This window comes from Streptosporangium vulgare, assembly GCF_042428775.1.
Classification (GTDB): Bacteria; Actinomycetota; Actinomycetes; order Streptosporangiales; family Streptosporangiaceae; genus Streptosporangium; species Streptosporangium vulgare.
This window is the reverse complement of the sequence record NZ_JBHMBS010000007.1, coordinates 266,238-280,749: the sequence shown is the minus strand read 5'-3', so window position 1 is coordinate 280,749 and position 14,512 is coordinate 266,238. Positions and strand designations below refer to the sequence as shown.

Genomic DNA, 14,512 nt, shown 5'->3' with positions numbered 1-14,512 from the left:
CTCGATGAGCACCGTCCACGCCGCGCCGCCCAGGTGGCGGCGCGGCGAGGGCCTCAAGGCCCTCCTTTGGATGTCGCCCTGGCTGGTGGGGTTCGCGGTCTTCTTCGCCTACCCCCTCGCGGCGACGGTCTACTTCTCCTTCTACCGCTACGACCTGTTCACGCTGGAGTTCATCGGCCTGGACAACTACCGCTACTTCCTGGTGGACGACCGGGCCTGGGCCTCCATCAAGAACACGCTGTGGCTGGTGGTCCTCATGGTCCCCGCGCAGGTGCTCTTCGGGCTGGGCGTGGCGTGGCTGCTCACCCGGCTCAAGTCGGGCGTCGGCTTCTTCCGCACGGTGTTCTACCTGCCGTCGCTGATCCCGGTGGTGGCCGGCACGGTCTCCTTCGTGTTCCTGCTGAACCCCTCGGGGCCGCTCAACCAGTTCATCGAGCTCTTCGGGATCGCCGCGCCCGACTGGTTCGGCGACAAGGACTGGTCCAAGCCCGGCCTGACCATGCTGGCCATGTGGGGCATCGGCAACACCATGATGATCTTCCTCGCGGCCCTGCTGGACGTGCCCAAGCACCTGTACGAGGCCGCGGCCATCGACGGGGCGGGCGCGTGGCGGCAGTTCAGGAGCATCACACTGCCGACGATCTCGCCGGTGCTGATGTTCTCGACGGTCACCGGCGTCATCTACGCCCTGCAGTACTTCACCCAGGCGATGATCGCCTCCCGGGTCGCGGCCGGGGTCACCGACTCCCCCGGCAGCAGCTTCGTGCCCGGCTACCCCGAGCTGTCGACGCTGACGCTGGCCCAGTGGCTGTTCCACGTGGGCTTCCGCGACTTCAGCATGGGGTACGCCTGCGTGCTGGCCCTGCTGCTGTTCGCGTTCTCCACGGTCTTCACCCTCATCCTGCTCCGCAGGTTCCGCGCGTTCGACGAAGGAGGGGACCGGTGACCGCCCTCACCACCTCGGCCGCGGCCGCACAGCCCGCCGCCTCCCGCGGGCCGCGCCCCGCCGCGCGCGGCCCGCGCGGCCGCGCGATCCTGTACTGGATCGCCACCCACGCCCTCGCCGTCGCGCTGTCGCTGATGTTCGTCGGCCCGCTGGTGTTCGTGGCGCTGACGGCCGTCATGAGCAACGACCAGGCGCTCACCGGCGACCTGTGGCCCCGCGCCTGGAACTGGTCCAACTTCGCCGACGTGTTCGCCAGGTCGCAGCTGCTCGCCTGGCTGGGCAACACGTTCCTGTACGCCGGGCTCGGCACCGCGTTCATGCTGCTGTCGTCGATCCCGGTGGCGTACGCGATGGCCCGCTTCCGCTTCCGGGGGCGCAAGCTCGCCTTCCTCGCGGTCATCACGATGATGATGCTGCCGCCCCAGGTCGTCGCGGTGCCCGTCTATCTGATCTGGGCGCGCCTGGACCTCACCGGCACGCTGTGGCCGCTGATCCTGCCGATGCTGTTCGGCGACGCCTTCTCCATCTTCCTGCTGCGGCAGTTCCTGGTCAGCATTCCCAGGGAGTACACCGAGGCCGCCAAGGTGGACGGCTGCTCGGACTTCCGGACGCTCGTCAGGGTGATCCTGCCGATGGCGCGTCCGGCGATCGCGGCGGTGGGTCTGTTCCAGTTCTTCTACTGCTGGAACGATTACTACGGCCCACTGCTCTACGCCCATACGAACGAGGCGAACTGGACGCTCTCCCTCGGGCTGGCGTCCTTCCGGGCACTGCACAGCGTGCAGTGGAACCTCACCATGGCGGCGACGCTGCTCGTCATGGCCCCGGTGATCATCGTGTTCTTCTTCGCCCAGAGAGTCTTCATCGAGGGCGTCACGCTGACAGGAGTAAAAGGGTGAAACTCGCCGTTGTCGGGGGCGGCTCGACGTACACGCCGGAGCTGATCGACGGGTTCGCGCGACTGCGCGACCAGCTGCCGCTCACCGAGATAGCGCTGGTCGACCCGGACGTCCACCGGCTGGAGCCGGTGGCGGGGATGGCGCGCCGGATGCTGGCGCGGGCCGGGCACCCGGCCACGGTCCTCGCGACCACCTCGGTCGAGGAGGGCGTCGCCGGGGCGCACGCGGTCCTGCTGCAACTGCGCGTCGGCGGCCAGGCGGCACGCAACGTGGACGAGACGCTGCCGCTGGAGTGCGGCTGCGTCGGCCAGGAGACGACCGGCGCGGGCGGGCTGGCCAAGGCGCTGCGCACGGTGCCGGTGGTGCTGGACATCGCCGAGAAGGTCAGGAGGCTCGCGCCGGACGCCTGGATCGTCGACTTCACCAACCCGGTCGGCATCGTCACCAGGGCGCTCCTTTCGGCCGGGCACCGGGCCATCGGCCTGTGCAACGTGGCCATCGGCTTCCAGCGCCGCTTCGCCGCGAACCTCGGGGTCTCCCCCGAGCGGATCTCGCTGGGCCACGTCGGCCTGAACCACCTCACCTGGGAGCGGGCCGTCCACCTGGACGGGGTGGACGTGCTGCCCAAGCTGCTGGAGAGCCACGCCGAGGAGATCGGCCGGGACGTCGGCCTGCCCGCCGCGCTCATCCGCCACCTGGGCGTGGTGCCCTCCTACTACCTGCGCTACTTCTACGAGCACGACCTGGTGGTGGAGGAGCAGCGGACCAAGCCGTCGCGCGCGGCGGAGGTCGCGGCGATGGAGAAGACGTTGCTGGAGCTGTACGCCGACCCCGCGGTGGACACCAAGCCCGAACTCCTGGAAAAGCGCGGCGGGGCCTTCTACTCCGAGGCGGCGGTGGCGCTGATCGCCTCGCTGGTCGGCGACCGCGGCGACACCCAGGTGGTGAACCTGCGCAACGACGGCACGCTGCCGTTCCTGCCCGACGAGGCGGTCATCGAGGTCCCGGCCACGATCACCTCGGCGGGCGCGACCGCGCTGCCCGTCGACCCGGTGGAGCCCCTCTTCGCCGGGCTCGTCGCCCACGTCACCGCGTACGAGACACTCGCGATCGAGGCCGCGCTGCACGGCGGCGAGGACCGCGTCGCCGACGCGCTGCTGGCGCACCCGCTGATCGGCCAGGCCTCGCTCTCCGGCGACCTGGCCAGGCGCCTGGTCGAGGCCAACCGCGGGCACCTGTCCTGGGCGACCGCGTGAGGACGGTCCTGGCGGTCGACGGCGGAAACAGCAAGACCGACATCGCGCTGGTGGCCGAGGACGGCTCGGTCCTCGCCACCGGGCGCGGCGGCGCCTTCCAGCCCCAGACCACGGGGGTGGGCGTCGCGATCGACGTGATCGGCGACGCCGCGTGCTCCGCGCTCGGCCCCGGCGCGGCCACGCCGTACGCCGACCACGTGGCCGCCTACGTCGCGGGCGCGGACCTGCCGGTGGAGGAGGAGGCGCTCCGCGCGGAGATCCTCTCCCGGGGGTACGGCGGGGAGGCGACCGTCGGCAACGACACCTTCGCGCTGTTGCGCGCCGGGGCCTCCGGGCCCGCGGGGGTCGCCGTGGTGTGCGGCGCGGGGATCAACGCGGTGGCGGTCTCCCCCTCGGGGGAGGTGGCGAGGTACCCGGCGCTGGGACGGCTCACCGGCGACTGGGGCGGCGGCCTCGGCCTCGGCGAGGAGACGCTCTGGCACGCGGTGCGCGCCGAGGACGGCCGGGGACGGGCGAGCGCGCTGGACGCCGCGGTCCGCGAGCACTTCGGCACCCGTACGGTCGAGGAGGTGGCCCTCGCCATCCACTTCGGCGAGCTGTCCTACGGCAGGCTGAACGAGCTGGTGCCGGTGCTGATGGCGGTCGCGGCCCAGGGCGACGGGGTGGCCCGCTCGCTGGTGGCGCGGATGGCCGAGGAGGTCGTCGTGCTCGCGGTGGTCGCGATGCGCCGCCTGGACCTGCTCTCCGTCCCGATGGAGGTGGTCCTGGGCGGCGGCGTGCTCACCGCCCGCGACCCGCTCATGAGCGAGCTGCTGGAACGGGGCTTCGCCGAGAGCGCGCCGCAGGCCAAGCTGATCGTCGCCGACGTCGCGCCCATCATGGGCGCCGCCCTCCTGGGCCTGGACGCCCTCGGCGCCACCGAGGAGGCCAGGGCCCGGCTGCGGTCCCACTTTCATGCCCTGACATGACAGTTCTTGAAATATCGTGACATCGCACCGCACACGGCCCGCGTCCCACGGCGCGGGCCGCGGCGTGCGGAGGGCCGGAGCGCTCAGGAAGCGGGGCGGCCGTCCGGCGGGGGGAGAAGCATGGCCGCCGTACTCTCGGCGAGCAGGGCGAGGAAGGCCCCGCCGAGGGCGTCGAACCCGGTGCGCGCGTAAGCGGTGAGGACGCGGGTCACGGCGGGCCTCGGCCGGAGGATGTGGCCCTCGTACCCCCGGGGCACGATGTTGGCGGGGACGAGCGCGGGCCCGAGACCGGCGGCCGCGAGGGTCGGGGCCGACATCGTCTGCTCGGTGCGCACCGCGATCCTGGGCTGGAACCCGGCCTCCGCGCAGGCGCGGTCCAGGATGTCGGCCAGGCCGTTGCCGGGGGCGTAGTGGACCCAGCGGCGGTCGCGGAGATCCCCCAGGTTCACCGAGGACGCTCCGCCGGACGCGAGAGGATCGCCGAAGGGGACGGCCACGACGAACTCCTCGGCACCGAGCGTGCGCACCGGCCCCGCCCAGGACGCGGGCCGGGGGCCGACGGCGAGGTCGGCCTGCCCGCTCGCCATCGCCTCCGCCAGCTCGTCGGCGTGGCGGTGCTCGAAGAGCCTGACGTCGACCCCGGGATGGAGACCGCTCCAGGCGCGCAGCGCGGCGGGCAGTACGCCCAGGCTGACCGAGTAGACCGTGGCCAGCCGCAGCTCTCCCCCGGTCAGCCCCGTCGCCTGGTGTACGGCCGACAGGGCGCAGGCCGCGTCGGCCAGGGCGGCCCGCGCGTGGGGCAGCATCGCGCGCCCGGCCGCCGTGAGGTGGACGGCCCTGGGCAGCCGTTCGAGCAGGGAGGCGCCGGCCGACCGCTCCAGCGCCCGGATCTGGTGCGACAGGGCCGGTTGCGTGACGTGGAGGACTTCGGCGGCCCGCGTGAAGGAGCCCTGGTCGACGATGGTCACCAGGTATTCGAGCTGTCGCAGGCTCAGCATGAGCAAAAATTATCAGAAACCCATAAATCATGATTTCAGACCATGAGGAGCCGGCGGCAGCCGTGACCTCCGGCATAAACGATGTTCATGGCTGTGACAAGAAACAAGCCTTGGACTCATGGAGGGGGAGCCGCGCAGAATCGGACCGCACGGCACCGGCGTTCCCCGGCACGGGAGCGTGACCGCGCGCCGGCCCATCCGCACCGATCGGGAGAGAAACGATGAGCACCCAGCCCAAGGTCGCCCTCGTCGTCGGCGCCCAGGGGGTGATCGGCCGCAACCTGGTCGACCACCTCGCGGCGCTCGGCGACTGGGACGTGATCGGCCTGTCGCGCCGCGGCGGGGAGAGCGCGGGGCGGGTCCGCCACGTACGGGTCGACCTGCTCGACCGGGACGACTGCGCCGCAAGACTCGGCGAGCTCACCGACGTGACCCACATCTTCTACGCCGCCTACCAGGACCGGCCGACCTGGGCCGAGCTCGTACCGCCCAACCTCTCCATGCTCGTCAACGTCGTCGACGCGGTCGAGCCGGTGGCGCCGGGCCTGCGGCACGTCAGCCTCATGCAGGGGTACAAGGTCTACGGCGCGCACCTGGGTCCCTTCAAAACCCCGGCCCGCGAGAGCGACCCGCACCACATGCCACCGGAGTTCAACGTCGACCAGCAGAACTTCCTGGAGGAGCGCCAGAAAGGCTCGGGGTGGACGTGGACCGCGATCCGCCCGTCCGTGGTGTGCGGCTTCGCCCTCGGCAACCCGATGAACCTGGCCATGGTGATCGCGGTGTACGGCGCGATCTCGAAGGAGCTGGGCCTGCCGTTGCGCTTCCCCGGCAGGCCGGGGGCCTACGACACGCTGCTGGAGATGACCGACGCGGGACTGCTGGCCAGGGCGACCGTCTGGGCGGCGACCGACGAGCGCTGCGCCAACCAGGCGTTCAACGTCAACAACGGCGACCTCTTCCGCTGGAACGACATGTGGCCGAAGATCGCCGGGTTCTTCGACCTGGAGGTGGCCCCTCCCCTGCCGATGTCGCTCGACGTCGTCATGGCCGACAAGGGGCCGCTCTGGAACGCCATGACCGAGAGGTACGGGCTGGAGCCGCACCCGTACGAGGACGTGTCCTCCTGGGCCTTCGGCGACGCCGTGTTCTCCTGGGACTACGACTTCTTCGCCGACGGTTCCAAGGCCCGGCGCTTCGGCTTCCACGAGTACGTCGACACCGAGGCGATGTTCCTGGACATCCTCGGCGACCTCCGCCGCCGCAGGATCATCCCCTGAGGGGGCCGGACGGCCTCAGGGCTCGATCGACTCCGCGACCCGGGCGTAGACGGTGAGCAGGAGGTCCCAGAAGCGGCCCACGTCGAGGGAGGTGCCGACCAGGGCGTTGGGGGCGCGGCCCCGGAGGGCGAAGTCGGTCACGGTCATCCCGGCGGTGAAGCGGCCCGCCGTCTCGACGTCCACGACGGCCGGTTCGAGGGTGATCAGCGACGGGTCGATCAGGTGGGCGATCGCGCAGGCGTCGTGGATCGCGGGGCCGTCCTCTGCGGTGATCATGCCGTAGAACCGCACGCACGGCAGGAGCAGGTCGGTGCCGAGCCTGCCCATCGCCGCCATGCGCTCGGCCACCGCCCGCGTGGTCACGGCGCCGCGGCTCACGTCGAGGCCGATCATGGTCACCGTCCAGCCCGCGCCGAAGACGACCGCGGCGGCCTCCGGGTCGGCGGCGATGTTGAACTCGGCCGCGGGAGAGAAGTTGCCCCGGGTGTAGGAGCCGCCGAGGATCGTGAGCCCCCGCGCCCAGCCGACGATCGCGGGTTCCCTGAGCACGGCGAGCGCCACGTTGGTCAGCGGGCCGATGGCGACCAGGGTCACCTCGCCCGGGGCGGCCCGGAGCGTCTCGATGATGAAGTCGGCGGCGTGCCCGGCGGCGAGCGGGAGCGACGCCGGGGGCAGCAGCGCCTCCCCGAGGCCCGAGGCCCCGTGCACCCCGGCCGCGTCCACCCGGGGGCGCAGCAGGGCGCCCGCGCTGCCCGCGGTGACCGGCACGGCGCCGAACCCCAGGAACTCGCGGAGCCGCAGCGCGTTGTCGGTGGTCCTGGCCAGCTCGACGTTGCCGCCGACCGTGGTGATCCCCAGGATCTCCAGCTCGGGGCTCCCGTGGGCGAGGACGAGCGCCAGCGCGTCGTCGATCCCCGGGTCGCAGTCGATGATGATCTTTCTGGGAGGCACCCGTCCAGCTTGGGGCAATCACCTCATTCCCGGCAAGCCGGGAGCGGTCCCCCGGGAAAGCGAGCGACCACCCCGCCGGGCAGACGCCGGGCGTCCCCCGCGACCCCGTCCGGCGGTCTCCCGGGGAGGTGGGCGGTCACCGTGCGGGGCCTCGCGGCCTGCCGGGAACGGTCCCCGAGACGGTCAGGCGCGCTCCTCGGGCCCCCCGCCGTCCTCGCCCGCGGGCTCCGGGGTGCGGTGCTCGTACGGCGTGCTGAGCACGACCGTCGTGCGGGTGGAGACGTTGGCGGCGGTGCGGATCTGGTTCAGCAGCTCCTCGAGCGCGATCGGCGAGGCCACCCGGACCTTGAGGATGTAGCTCTCGTCCCCGGCCACGCTGTGGCAGGCCTCGACGGCGCTCAGATGGGCCAGCCGATCGGGGGCGTCGTCGGCGGCGGCCGGGTCGATCGGCTTGATGGAGACGAACGCGGTGAGCGGGAGCCCGATGGAGTCGTAGTCGACCAGGGCGGCATACCCCCGCAGCACGCCGCGCTTCTCCAGCCGGCGCACCCGCTGGTGCACCGCCGACACCGAGAGCCCGGTCTCCCTGGCGAGATCGGTGAAGCTCATCCGGCCATCCCTGGCCAGCAACGTGACGATACGGCGGTCGATCTCCTCCATCCGGTAAACGGTAACGGCATTCGGATACCGCGCGTACCGTCCGCGTGTCACGGCACGGTCCCAACCGCGATCTCCGTGAGGCCCTCCCGTCCGTGTGTCACGGCACGGTCCCGGCCGCGATCTCCGCGGAACCCTCCCGTCCGGACTCGTCCTCGGCCTCTCCCCCGGTCTCTCCCACGGCTTCGGCCTCACGCTCCGGCACGACGACCTCGGCGGGCAGCGTGATGACGAAGCGGGCCCCCTCGGTGTACTCGGTGTCCAGCCGGATCGTGCCGCCGTGCTGCTCCACGATCTTCCTGCAGAGCGCCAGGCCGATCCCGGTGCCCTCGTAGGCGTCCCGCTGGTGCAGCCGCTGGAAGATGACGAAGATCTTGTCGGCGAAGTTGGGGGAGATGCCGATGCCGTTGTCGGTCACGGTCAACCGCACCTCCCCGTCGAGCCGCTCGGACGCGATCCCGATCCGGGGCGCGCGGCCGGGGTCGCGGAATTTGAGGGAGTTGCCGATCAGGTTCTGCCAGAGCATCACGAACTGGGTCCGGTCCCCGACGACGGTGGGCAGGTCACCGACCTCGATCTCGGCCTCGGACTCCTCCACCCCGGCGGAGAGGTTGGTCAGGGCCCTGTCGACCACGTCGTTCAGGTCCATCTCGACGGGTTCCCTGCTGATCCGTCCCACCCGGGAGAAGGTGAGCAGCTCGTTGATGAGCACCTGCATGCGCTTGGCGCCGTCCACGGCGAAGTCGATGTAGGTGTTGGCCCGCTCGTCGAGCTGGGGGGCGTACCGCTGCTGGAGCATCTGGCAGAACGAGGCGATCTTCCGCAGCGGTTCCTGCAGGTCGTGCGAGGCCACGTAGGCGAACTGCTCCAGCTCGGCGTTGGAGCGCTTCAGCTCCTCGGCCTGGGCGGCGATCTGCAGCCGGGAGCCGCGGGCCTCCTCCAGCTCGGTGACGATGCGCCGGCGCATCGCCTCCATGTCGTCGGCGAGCTCGGCGAGGTCGGCGGGGCCGCCGGTGTCGACGTGGTGCGCGAAGTCTCCCATGGTGACCCTGCGGGACGCCTCGCGCAGCCGGGCCAGGGGGCCGAACACCGCGATCTTCAACAGCACCGCCACCGTGACGATGGTGACCAGGAAGGCGGCCAGGATGCCGAAGAAGGTGGCGTCCCTCACCGTGCGGGCGGCCTCCAGGTCGGCGCGGGCCACCTCTCTCGCGTGGGCCCAGGCGGCGTTCTGGGCGTCGAGCCCTTTCCTGACGGCGTCGAAGGAGCGCTTGCTCGCCTCGGCCTGCTCGGCGCTCACGCTCTCCGGGCCCTCGTCCCTGACGCTGGCGATCATCGGCTCCGCGTAGCGGGCCCGCCACTCGGCGGCCAGCCGTGCCACCTCTTCGAGGGCCCGCAGGGGGTCCGTGCCCGGCGCCAGTCGCTCGATCTGCGCCGAGACGGCGATCTCGTCGCGCCGCCCGTCCACGTACGGCTGCAGGAACTCCTCCTTGCCGGTGATGACGAAGCCCCGCACCCCGGTCTCCTGGTTCAGCAGGGTCGCCTGCAGGCGCTCCGCCTGGAGCCTGCCCGCGGAGATGTGGTCGATCAGCCTGTTGGAGGCGGACGCCGCGTTCTGCAGGACCGTGGCGCCGACGATCGCCGACATCCCCAGAAGGAGGGTCATGACGAGCAACACGACGTTGAACCACGTCTGCGCGCTCCAGCGGCTCTTGCGGGATCCGCTCGGAGGTGTCTCGGTGGTCATTCGGCCTCTCACTTCACGCGGTGTTCGTCCCGCCGGGTCCGTGGGTGCCTGGCGGGGGGTGGACGAAAGATACCGGAACCGGCCGCTGGGCACGTGATCCCCTCCCGGGGGACGATGCGCCCCGATGCCCGGTACGGACGGATCGCGACGTACATTCGCGAGATGAGCAACCTGGAAACGGATCCGCGCGAGTCGGCCTGCGGCGGCCTCGCGGACGTGGCGGCGGAGCCGGTGAACGAGCTGCTGACCGGCCGGGACGTGGTGCTGGGCGGCCCCCGGGCGATGAAGGTCACCAGGACCCTGCCGAACCGGGACGTCAGGATGGTCGGCGCGTGGTGCTTCGTCGACCACTACGGCCCCGAGCGGGCGAGGATGCACGTCCCCCCGCACCCGCACACCGGCCTGCAGACCGTCAGCTGGCTCGTGGAGGGCGAGATCCTGCACCGCGACAGCGTCGGCAGCGAGCAGCCGATCAGGCCAGGCCAGCTCAACCTGATGACCGCCGGGCGGGCCATCTCCCACGCGGAGGAGTCGCCCGCCGGGGCCGTGCTGCACGGGGTCCAGCTGTGGGTGGCGCTCCCCTCCGCCTCCCGCGACACCGCCCCCGCCTTCGAGCACCACCCGGCGCTGCCCGCGCTGACCGCTCCGGGAGTGACGGTGACCGTCATCATGGGCGAGCTGGGCGGTGTCACCTCCCCGGCGACGGTCCACACCCCGCTCGTCGGGGCCGAGGTGACGCTGGAGGCGGGCGCCGGGACCTCTGTCCCGCTGCGTCCCGGCTTCGAGTACGCCGCGCTGGCCCTGTCCGGCACCGTACGGGTCGGCGGGACGGATCTCTCCCCCGGCCCGCTGCTCTACCTGGGCAGCGGGCGCTCGGAGCTGGCCCTGGGCGCCGAGGGGGCCGGGCGGCTGCTGCTCCTGGGCGGCGAGCCGTTCGAGGAGCGGATCGTGATGTGGTGGAACTTCGTCGGCCGGAGCCACGAGGAGATCGCCGGGTTCCGGCGGGAGTGGATGGAGGGCGAGGCGTTCGGCACGGTGCCCGGCACCGGGGCCGCCCCGCTGCCCGCGCCCGAGCTGCCCCTCACCCCCCTCAAGGCGCGCGGACGCCGCCGCTGACGGGCCGTACGGCGAGACTCCCGGCGACGTCGAGGACGCTCTTCGCCGCGGGTGGATCGACCACGAGTGGATCGACCACCTGGGACCGGCCCGTGCCGGGGGCCGGCAGGAACCTTGATCAGAACACTCTCACCGCGACGGCGACATGGTGTGGCGAGCTTCACCAGTGGCTCACAATCGGCGCGCAAGCCCGTCCGGCTATTCCTGAGGGTGTGCGCGGGAGAAGGGAAACGACGGCGTGGGCGGAATCGGCGCCCACCCTGTTCGCGGGGTTCGCGGGGTTCGCGGGGTTCGCGGGAGTCGCGGGAGTCGCGGAGGTCGCGGGAGTCGCAGGTCACGCTTTGGGCGCCTGGGCGGGCGCGGGCGTCGGTGAGGCGTCGCCGGGGACACTTTCGTGAGCCGGTACGTCAGTGGCGGGGATCCACACGATCCGGCCCTGTCAGGCGTCCCGGCCGACGTCGAGTCGCTGGCCGATCTGGTCCGCACCCGGTACACCGGTGATCACCGGCTCCGGCAGATCCGCGACCTGGCCGCCCTGTTGGCCGAGAGGCGGCCGGTCCACCGGTTGCTGCCGCTCCTGGAAGGACTCCCGGCCGAGCTCGACATGTGGGCGGAGCTGGTCGCCTGCCTGATGCAGGAACTGGTGGTGCGCCGCGTCAACCTGACCCGGGTGCCCGCGGCGGTGCGCTGCGCGGCCGCCTTGAGGGAGCTGGGTCACCCTCTCGCGGACCTGCCCCTCAAGCGCTCCAGGGGAGAGCGCCACATATCCCCCTGTGACTTCCCCTGGCGGGATCGCAGCGCGTTCCACGTGCCGGAGCACCCGCTTGTCGAGTGGTCTTCCCCGCGTCTGGAGGGCGAGGAGGGAGGGGGCCGGCGACCCACCCCGTTGTGGGAGGACTGGCTGGCGAAGGTGCCGGTGTGCGAGTCCAGGACCGTGAGCACGAGGCGGGACGAGCGGCTCATCGCCTCCGCCGTGCGGCACTGGAGCAGCACCTCGCTGGCGGTGGTCATCGAACTTCCCCGGCGTTTCGACGCCCGGGAGGTGGCGTCGTTGTGGGTGAACGCGTTCCTGCCGGACGCCCTCAGAGCCAGGATCGCGTTGAACGGCCGGCTGGAGAACCTGGACGGCGTGGTGTGCGAGCTGCTCACCGCGGCTTACTGCGACCCCCTCTACTCCGAAAGGGGGCTGCGCGGTGGATACGGCAGGGTGAGGGCGTGGCAGTCGGTCGCGGGCCTCGTGCGCGCCCCCGCCGACGCGTCCGTGCACCGGGTCAACGAGCTCGCCGCCCGGTGGACGTGGCTGGCGTTCGGGCTCACCGGCCGGGAGCCGTACTGGGTGGACCAGGAGATCGCGGTCGGCGCGCTCAGCCCGGGCGGGAACGTGTTGAGCCTGCTGATCGCCCACGACACCGACTGACGTCTCACGGGCCGGCGACGGACTCCGTCGCCCCGGTCGTCCCTCGTCCGCGCACCGCTCAGATCATCCGCCGCAGGGCGGTCTCCACGGCGTCGACGAGCGCGTCGCCTTCGGTGGCGGGGTTGCGGGCGAGGCCGAGCTCGACGTCCGGCAGGGCGGGCAGCGCGGCCGCGTCGTGGCAGGCCATCGCCGGATCGAGGTTGGCGGGCAGGAGCGCCGCGACTCCGAGCCCGGCCCGCAGCGCGGCGAGCACCCCGGCGAGGCTGTTGCTCTCGAACGCCACCCGCCAGCGGCGCCCGGTGCCCTCCATCGCTTCCAGCACCGACGTCCGCCAGGCGCACGCGTTCGAGAACAGCACCACCGGCAGCGGATCGGCGTCGGTGGCGACCCCCTGCCCGACCGCCCAGACCAGCGGCAGACGAACCGTCCAGCGCGGCGGCCAGGGAAGATCGGGGACCTCGTCGAGCACGAGCTGGACACGGCCCGTGTCGTAGGCCTCCCGCATCTCGGCGTTGGAAAGACTGAGCACCTCCAGCGTCGCGCCGGGGTGCAGCCGCGCGAGGTCGGCGAGTGCCTGGGAAAGGCGGGAGCCGGCGAGATCTTCGAGGAGTCCCACCCCGCAGTGCCCGGTGAGCGCGCGTCCCGTTTCGGCGAGCGCCTGTGCCGACAGCGCGAGAATGCGCTCGGCGTAGGGCAGCAGTTCCTCGCCCGCGCGGGTCGGCGAGACGCCGGAGGGCGCCCGGTGCAGCAGCGGGCTGCCGACGGCCCTTTCGAGCCTGCGCAGCTGCTGGCTGAGCGCGGGCTGGGTGCGGCCGAGCGCCACCGCCGCACGGCTGATGCTGCCCGCCCGCACGGCGGTGACGAACGACCGCAGCAGCGCGGTGTCGAGATCGCGTGCCATAAGCGTTCATTATGCCTGGTCCAACGAATTGACGACTTCCTATGGCCTCCCCGGTGACCTAGCGTCAAACCGGTGATCGGATTTCGACAGGTGCTCGCGGTGCCGGGGATGACGCCGCTGCTGGGCGTCTCGCTGCTCGCCCGCGCCGCGATCACGGCGGACGCGATGGCGCTGACGATGTACGTCGTCATCGCCCTCGACATGAGTTACGCGGCGGCGGGAGCCCTGGTGGCGGCGCTCACCGCCGGTGTCGCGCTGGGCGGGCCGCTGCTGGGCCGGATGATCGACCGGCGGGGCCTGCGTACCGTGCTGTCGGCCACGGTCGTGCCGCAGCTCGTGTTCTGGCTCACCCTGCCCGTGCTGCCGTACGTGATCCTGCTGGGCGCCTCCTTCGCCGCCGGCCTGCTGATGGTGCCGGTCCAGGCGGTCACCCGGCAGGCGATCGCCGCGATGACGACGGCGGGGCAGCGGCAGGCGGCGTTCGCGCTGGAGTCGGTGGTGGGAGAGCTGTCGTACATCGTGGGACCGGCGGTGGTGATCCTGTGCGCGGCGACGATGTCCCCCGGCGTGGTGGCGTGGGGGGTGGGCGCCGCGATCGTCGCCGGCGGGGTGGGGATCGCCCTGCTCGATCCGCCGATGCGGACCGGGGACGAGGCGGCGGACCGGCCCCGGCCCCGGCGCGGGGAGTGGCTGGGAGCGCGCCTGGTCGCCGTCCTGACGATGGGGTTCGGCGTCGCGATGCTGCTCAGCGGGGTCGACCTGGCCATCGTCGCCACCCTCCGGGAAGCCGGTCAGGTCTCCTGGGCGGCCCTGGTCGTCGCCGTGTTCGGCGTGACGTCCGTCGTGGGCGGCCTGGTGTACGGAGCGCTGCCCCGGCCGATGCCCACCTGGCTGCTGCTCGGCCTGCTCGGGCTGGTGACGATTCCGGCCGGGCTCGCCCACGACTGGCCCTGGCTGTGTGTGGCCGTCGTCGCCGCCGGGCTGCTCACCGCACCGACCCTTTCCACGGTCTCCGACGCGGTGAGCCGGCTGACGCCGGCCGGTGTGCGAGGTGAGGCGACCGGCCTGCAGTCCTCGGCGGCGAGCGCGGGCTTCGCCCTCGGCTCCCCGGTCGTGGGAGTGGCGATCGACGCGTCCGCCCCGGCGGGCGGCTTCGCGGCGGCCGGCCTGACCGGCCTGCTCGCCGCGCTGGCGGGATACCTGCTCTCGCGCCGGTCACCCGCCGCCGCGCCCTCTCCGTCGTCCTCGTCGCGGGCGGCCGAGCCCCGCGACACCGTCGCGCCGACCCCGTGACGCCGACCCGGCACCGCCCGGCACAGCCCGGCACGCCTGTGGGCGTACGGCGCCGATGACAGGCCGGGTACGGCCGCCGGCCC

At 72.3% G+C, this 14,512-nt stretch carries 13 protein-coding genes; 8 read left to right on the top strand and 5 right to left on the bottom strand.

Annotation, left to right across the window (positions count from 1 at the left end; genetic code table 11):
• The first annotated feature begins 4 nt into the window (after positions 1-4).
• The 4 genes from ACFFRH_RS17575 to ACFFRH_RS17560 are packed head-to-tail and all read left to right on the top strand — an operon-like array spanning position 5 to position 4,069.
• Positions 5-946 (top strand): carbohydrate ABC transporter permease, encoded by a 942-nt coding sequence (locus ACFFRH_RS17575; protein WP_344744860.1) that lies wholly within the window; start codon positions 5-7, stop codon positions 944-946.
• The gene (locus ACFFRH_RS17570; RefSeq protein ID WP_344744861.1) at positions 943-1,845 is read left to right on the top strand and encodes a carbohydrate ABC transporter permease; all 903 of its coding nucleotides are present in this window, start codon (positions 943-945) and stop codon (positions 1,843-1,845) included. Before ACFFRH_RS17575 ends, ACFFRH_RS17570 begins: the two co-directional genes overlap by 4 nt.
• Positions 1,842-3,101: a 6-phospho-beta-glucosidase gene (locus ACFFRH_RS17565; RefSeq protein ID WP_344744863.1), complete on the top strand. Its 1,260-nt coding sequence runs from the start codon at positions 1,842-1,844 to the stop codon at positions 3,099-3,101. Before ACFFRH_RS17570 ends, ACFFRH_RS17565 begins: the two co-directional genes overlap by 4 nt.
• A complete protein-coding gene (locus ACFFRH_RS17560) occupies positions 3,098-4,069 on the top strand; it encodes an N-acetylglucosamine kinase (RefSeq protein WP_344744865.1) in 972 nt (323 codons plus the stop codon). The genes ACFFRH_RS17565 and ACFFRH_RS17560 overlap by 4 nt, the downstream gene beginning before the upstream one ends.
• Before the next feature lie 83 nt (positions 4,070-4,152).
• On the opposite strand, the gene ACFFRH_RS17555 is transcribed toward ACFFRH_RS17560, so the two are convergent.
• Entirely contained in the window at positions 4,153-5,067 is a 915-nt protein-coding gene (locus ACFFRH_RS17555) for a LysR family transcriptional regulator (RefSeq protein WP_344744866.1), read from the bottom strand.
• Positions 5,068-5,288: 221 nt separating this feature from the next.
• Here ACFFRH_RS17555 and ACFFRH_RS17550 point away from each other — a divergent pair, with 221 nt between their 5' ends.
• On the top strand, positions 5,289-6,347 hold the full coding sequence (locus tag ACFFRH_RS17550; RefSeq protein WP_344744867.1) for an SDR family oxidoreductase: 1,059 nt from the start codon (positions 5,289-5,291) through the stop codon (positions 6,345-6,347).
• Positions 6,348-6,362: 15 nt separating this feature from the next.
• Here ACFFRH_RS17550 and ACFFRH_RS17545 read toward each other — a convergent pair whose 3' ends face one another.
• From ACFFRH_RS17545 to ACFFRH_RS17535, 3 genes are all read right to left on the bottom strand, one after another.
• Complete coding sequence (locus ACFFRH_RS17545) at positions 6,363-7,298, bottom strand: nucleoside hydrolase (protein ID WP_386157756.1); 936 nt, start codon at positions 7,296-7,298, stop codon at positions 6,363-6,365.
• 183 nt (positions 7,299-7,481) lie between these two features.
• Positions 7,482-7,958 carry an Lrp/AsnC family transcriptional regulator gene (locus tag ACFFRH_RS17540; protein ID WP_386157753.1) on the bottom strand — a complete coding sequence of 159 codons (477 nt, stop codon included), beginning with the start codon at positions 7,956-7,958 and terminating at the stop codon, positions 7,482-7,484.
• Between the two features lie 97 nt (positions 7,959-8,055).
• Positions 8,056-9,702 (bottom strand): sensor histidine kinase, encoded by a 1,647-nt coding sequence (locus tag ACFFRH_RS17535; protein WP_344744868.1) that lies wholly within the window; start codon positions 9,700-9,702, stop codon positions 8,056-8,058.
• Positions 9,703-9,864: 162 nt separating this feature from the next.
• On the opposite strand from ACFFRH_RS17535, the gene ACFFRH_RS17530 reads away from it, so the two are divergent.
• Together ACFFRH_RS17530 and ACFFRH_RS17525 are read left to right on the top strand one after the other, a co-directional pair.
• Positions 9,865-10,818, top strand: a complete 954-nt coding sequence (locus tag ACFFRH_RS17530) for a pirin family protein (protein ID WP_386157750.1) — start codon at positions 9,865-9,867, stop codon at positions 10,816-10,818.
• A gap of 394 nt (positions 10,819-11,212) precedes the next feature.
• Positions 11,213-12,235 (top strand): DUF6183 family protein, encoded by a 1,023-nt coding sequence (locus tag ACFFRH_RS17525; RefSeq protein WP_344744871.1) that lies wholly within the window; start codon positions 11,213-11,215, stop codon positions 12,233-12,235.
• Positions 12,236-12,293: 58 nt separating this feature from the next.
• Here the strand turns inward: ACFFRH_RS17525 and ACFFRH_RS17520 are convergent, their stop codons facing one another.
• Positions 12,294-13,136, bottom strand: a complete 843-nt coding sequence (locus ACFFRH_RS17520) for a LysR family transcriptional regulator (protein ID WP_344744872.1) — start codon at positions 13,134-13,136, stop codon at positions 12,294-12,296.
• Between the two features lie 72 nt (positions 13,137-13,208).
• Here ACFFRH_RS17520 and ACFFRH_RS17515 point away from each other — a divergent pair, with 72 nt between their 5' ends.
• Entirely contained in the window at positions 13,209-14,429 is a 1,221-nt protein-coding gene (locus ACFFRH_RS17515; RefSeq protein ID WP_344744873.1) for an MFS transporter, read from the top strand.
• The last annotated feature ends 83 nt before the right edge of the window (positions 14,430-14,512 follow it).

Bases quoted from the DNA above. Each gene is read 5' to 3' on its own strand.
- ACFFRH_RS17575 (WP_344744860.1), top strand. From the start codon at position 5: ATGAGCACCGTCCACGCCGCGCCGCCCAGGTGGCGGCGCGGCGAGGGC.
- ACFFRH_RS17555 (WP_344744866.1), bottom strand. From the start codon at position 5,067: ATGCTGAGCCTGCGACAGCTCGAATACCTGGTGACCATCGTCGACCAG.
- ACFFRH_RS17550 (WP_344744867.1), top strand. From the start codon at position 5,289: ATGAGCACCCAGCCCAAGGTCGCCCTCGTCGTCGGCGCCCAGGGGGTG.
- ACFFRH_RS17540 (WP_386157753.1), bottom strand. From the start codon at position 7,958: ATGGAGGAGATCGACCGCCGTATCGTCACGTTGCTGGCCAGGGATGGC.
- ACFFRH_RS17535 (WP_344744868.1), bottom strand. From the start codon at position 9,702: ATGACCACCGAGACACCTCCGAGCGGATCCCGCAAGAGCCGCTGGAGC.
- ACFFRH_RS17530 (WP_386157750.1), top strand. From the start codon at position 9,865: ATGAGCAACCTGGAAACGGATCCGCGCGAGTCGGCCTGCGGCGGCCTC.
- ACFFRH_RS17520 (WP_344744872.1), bottom strand. From the start codon at position 13,136: ATGGCACGCGATCTCGACACCGCGCTGCTGCGGTCGTTCGTCACCGCC.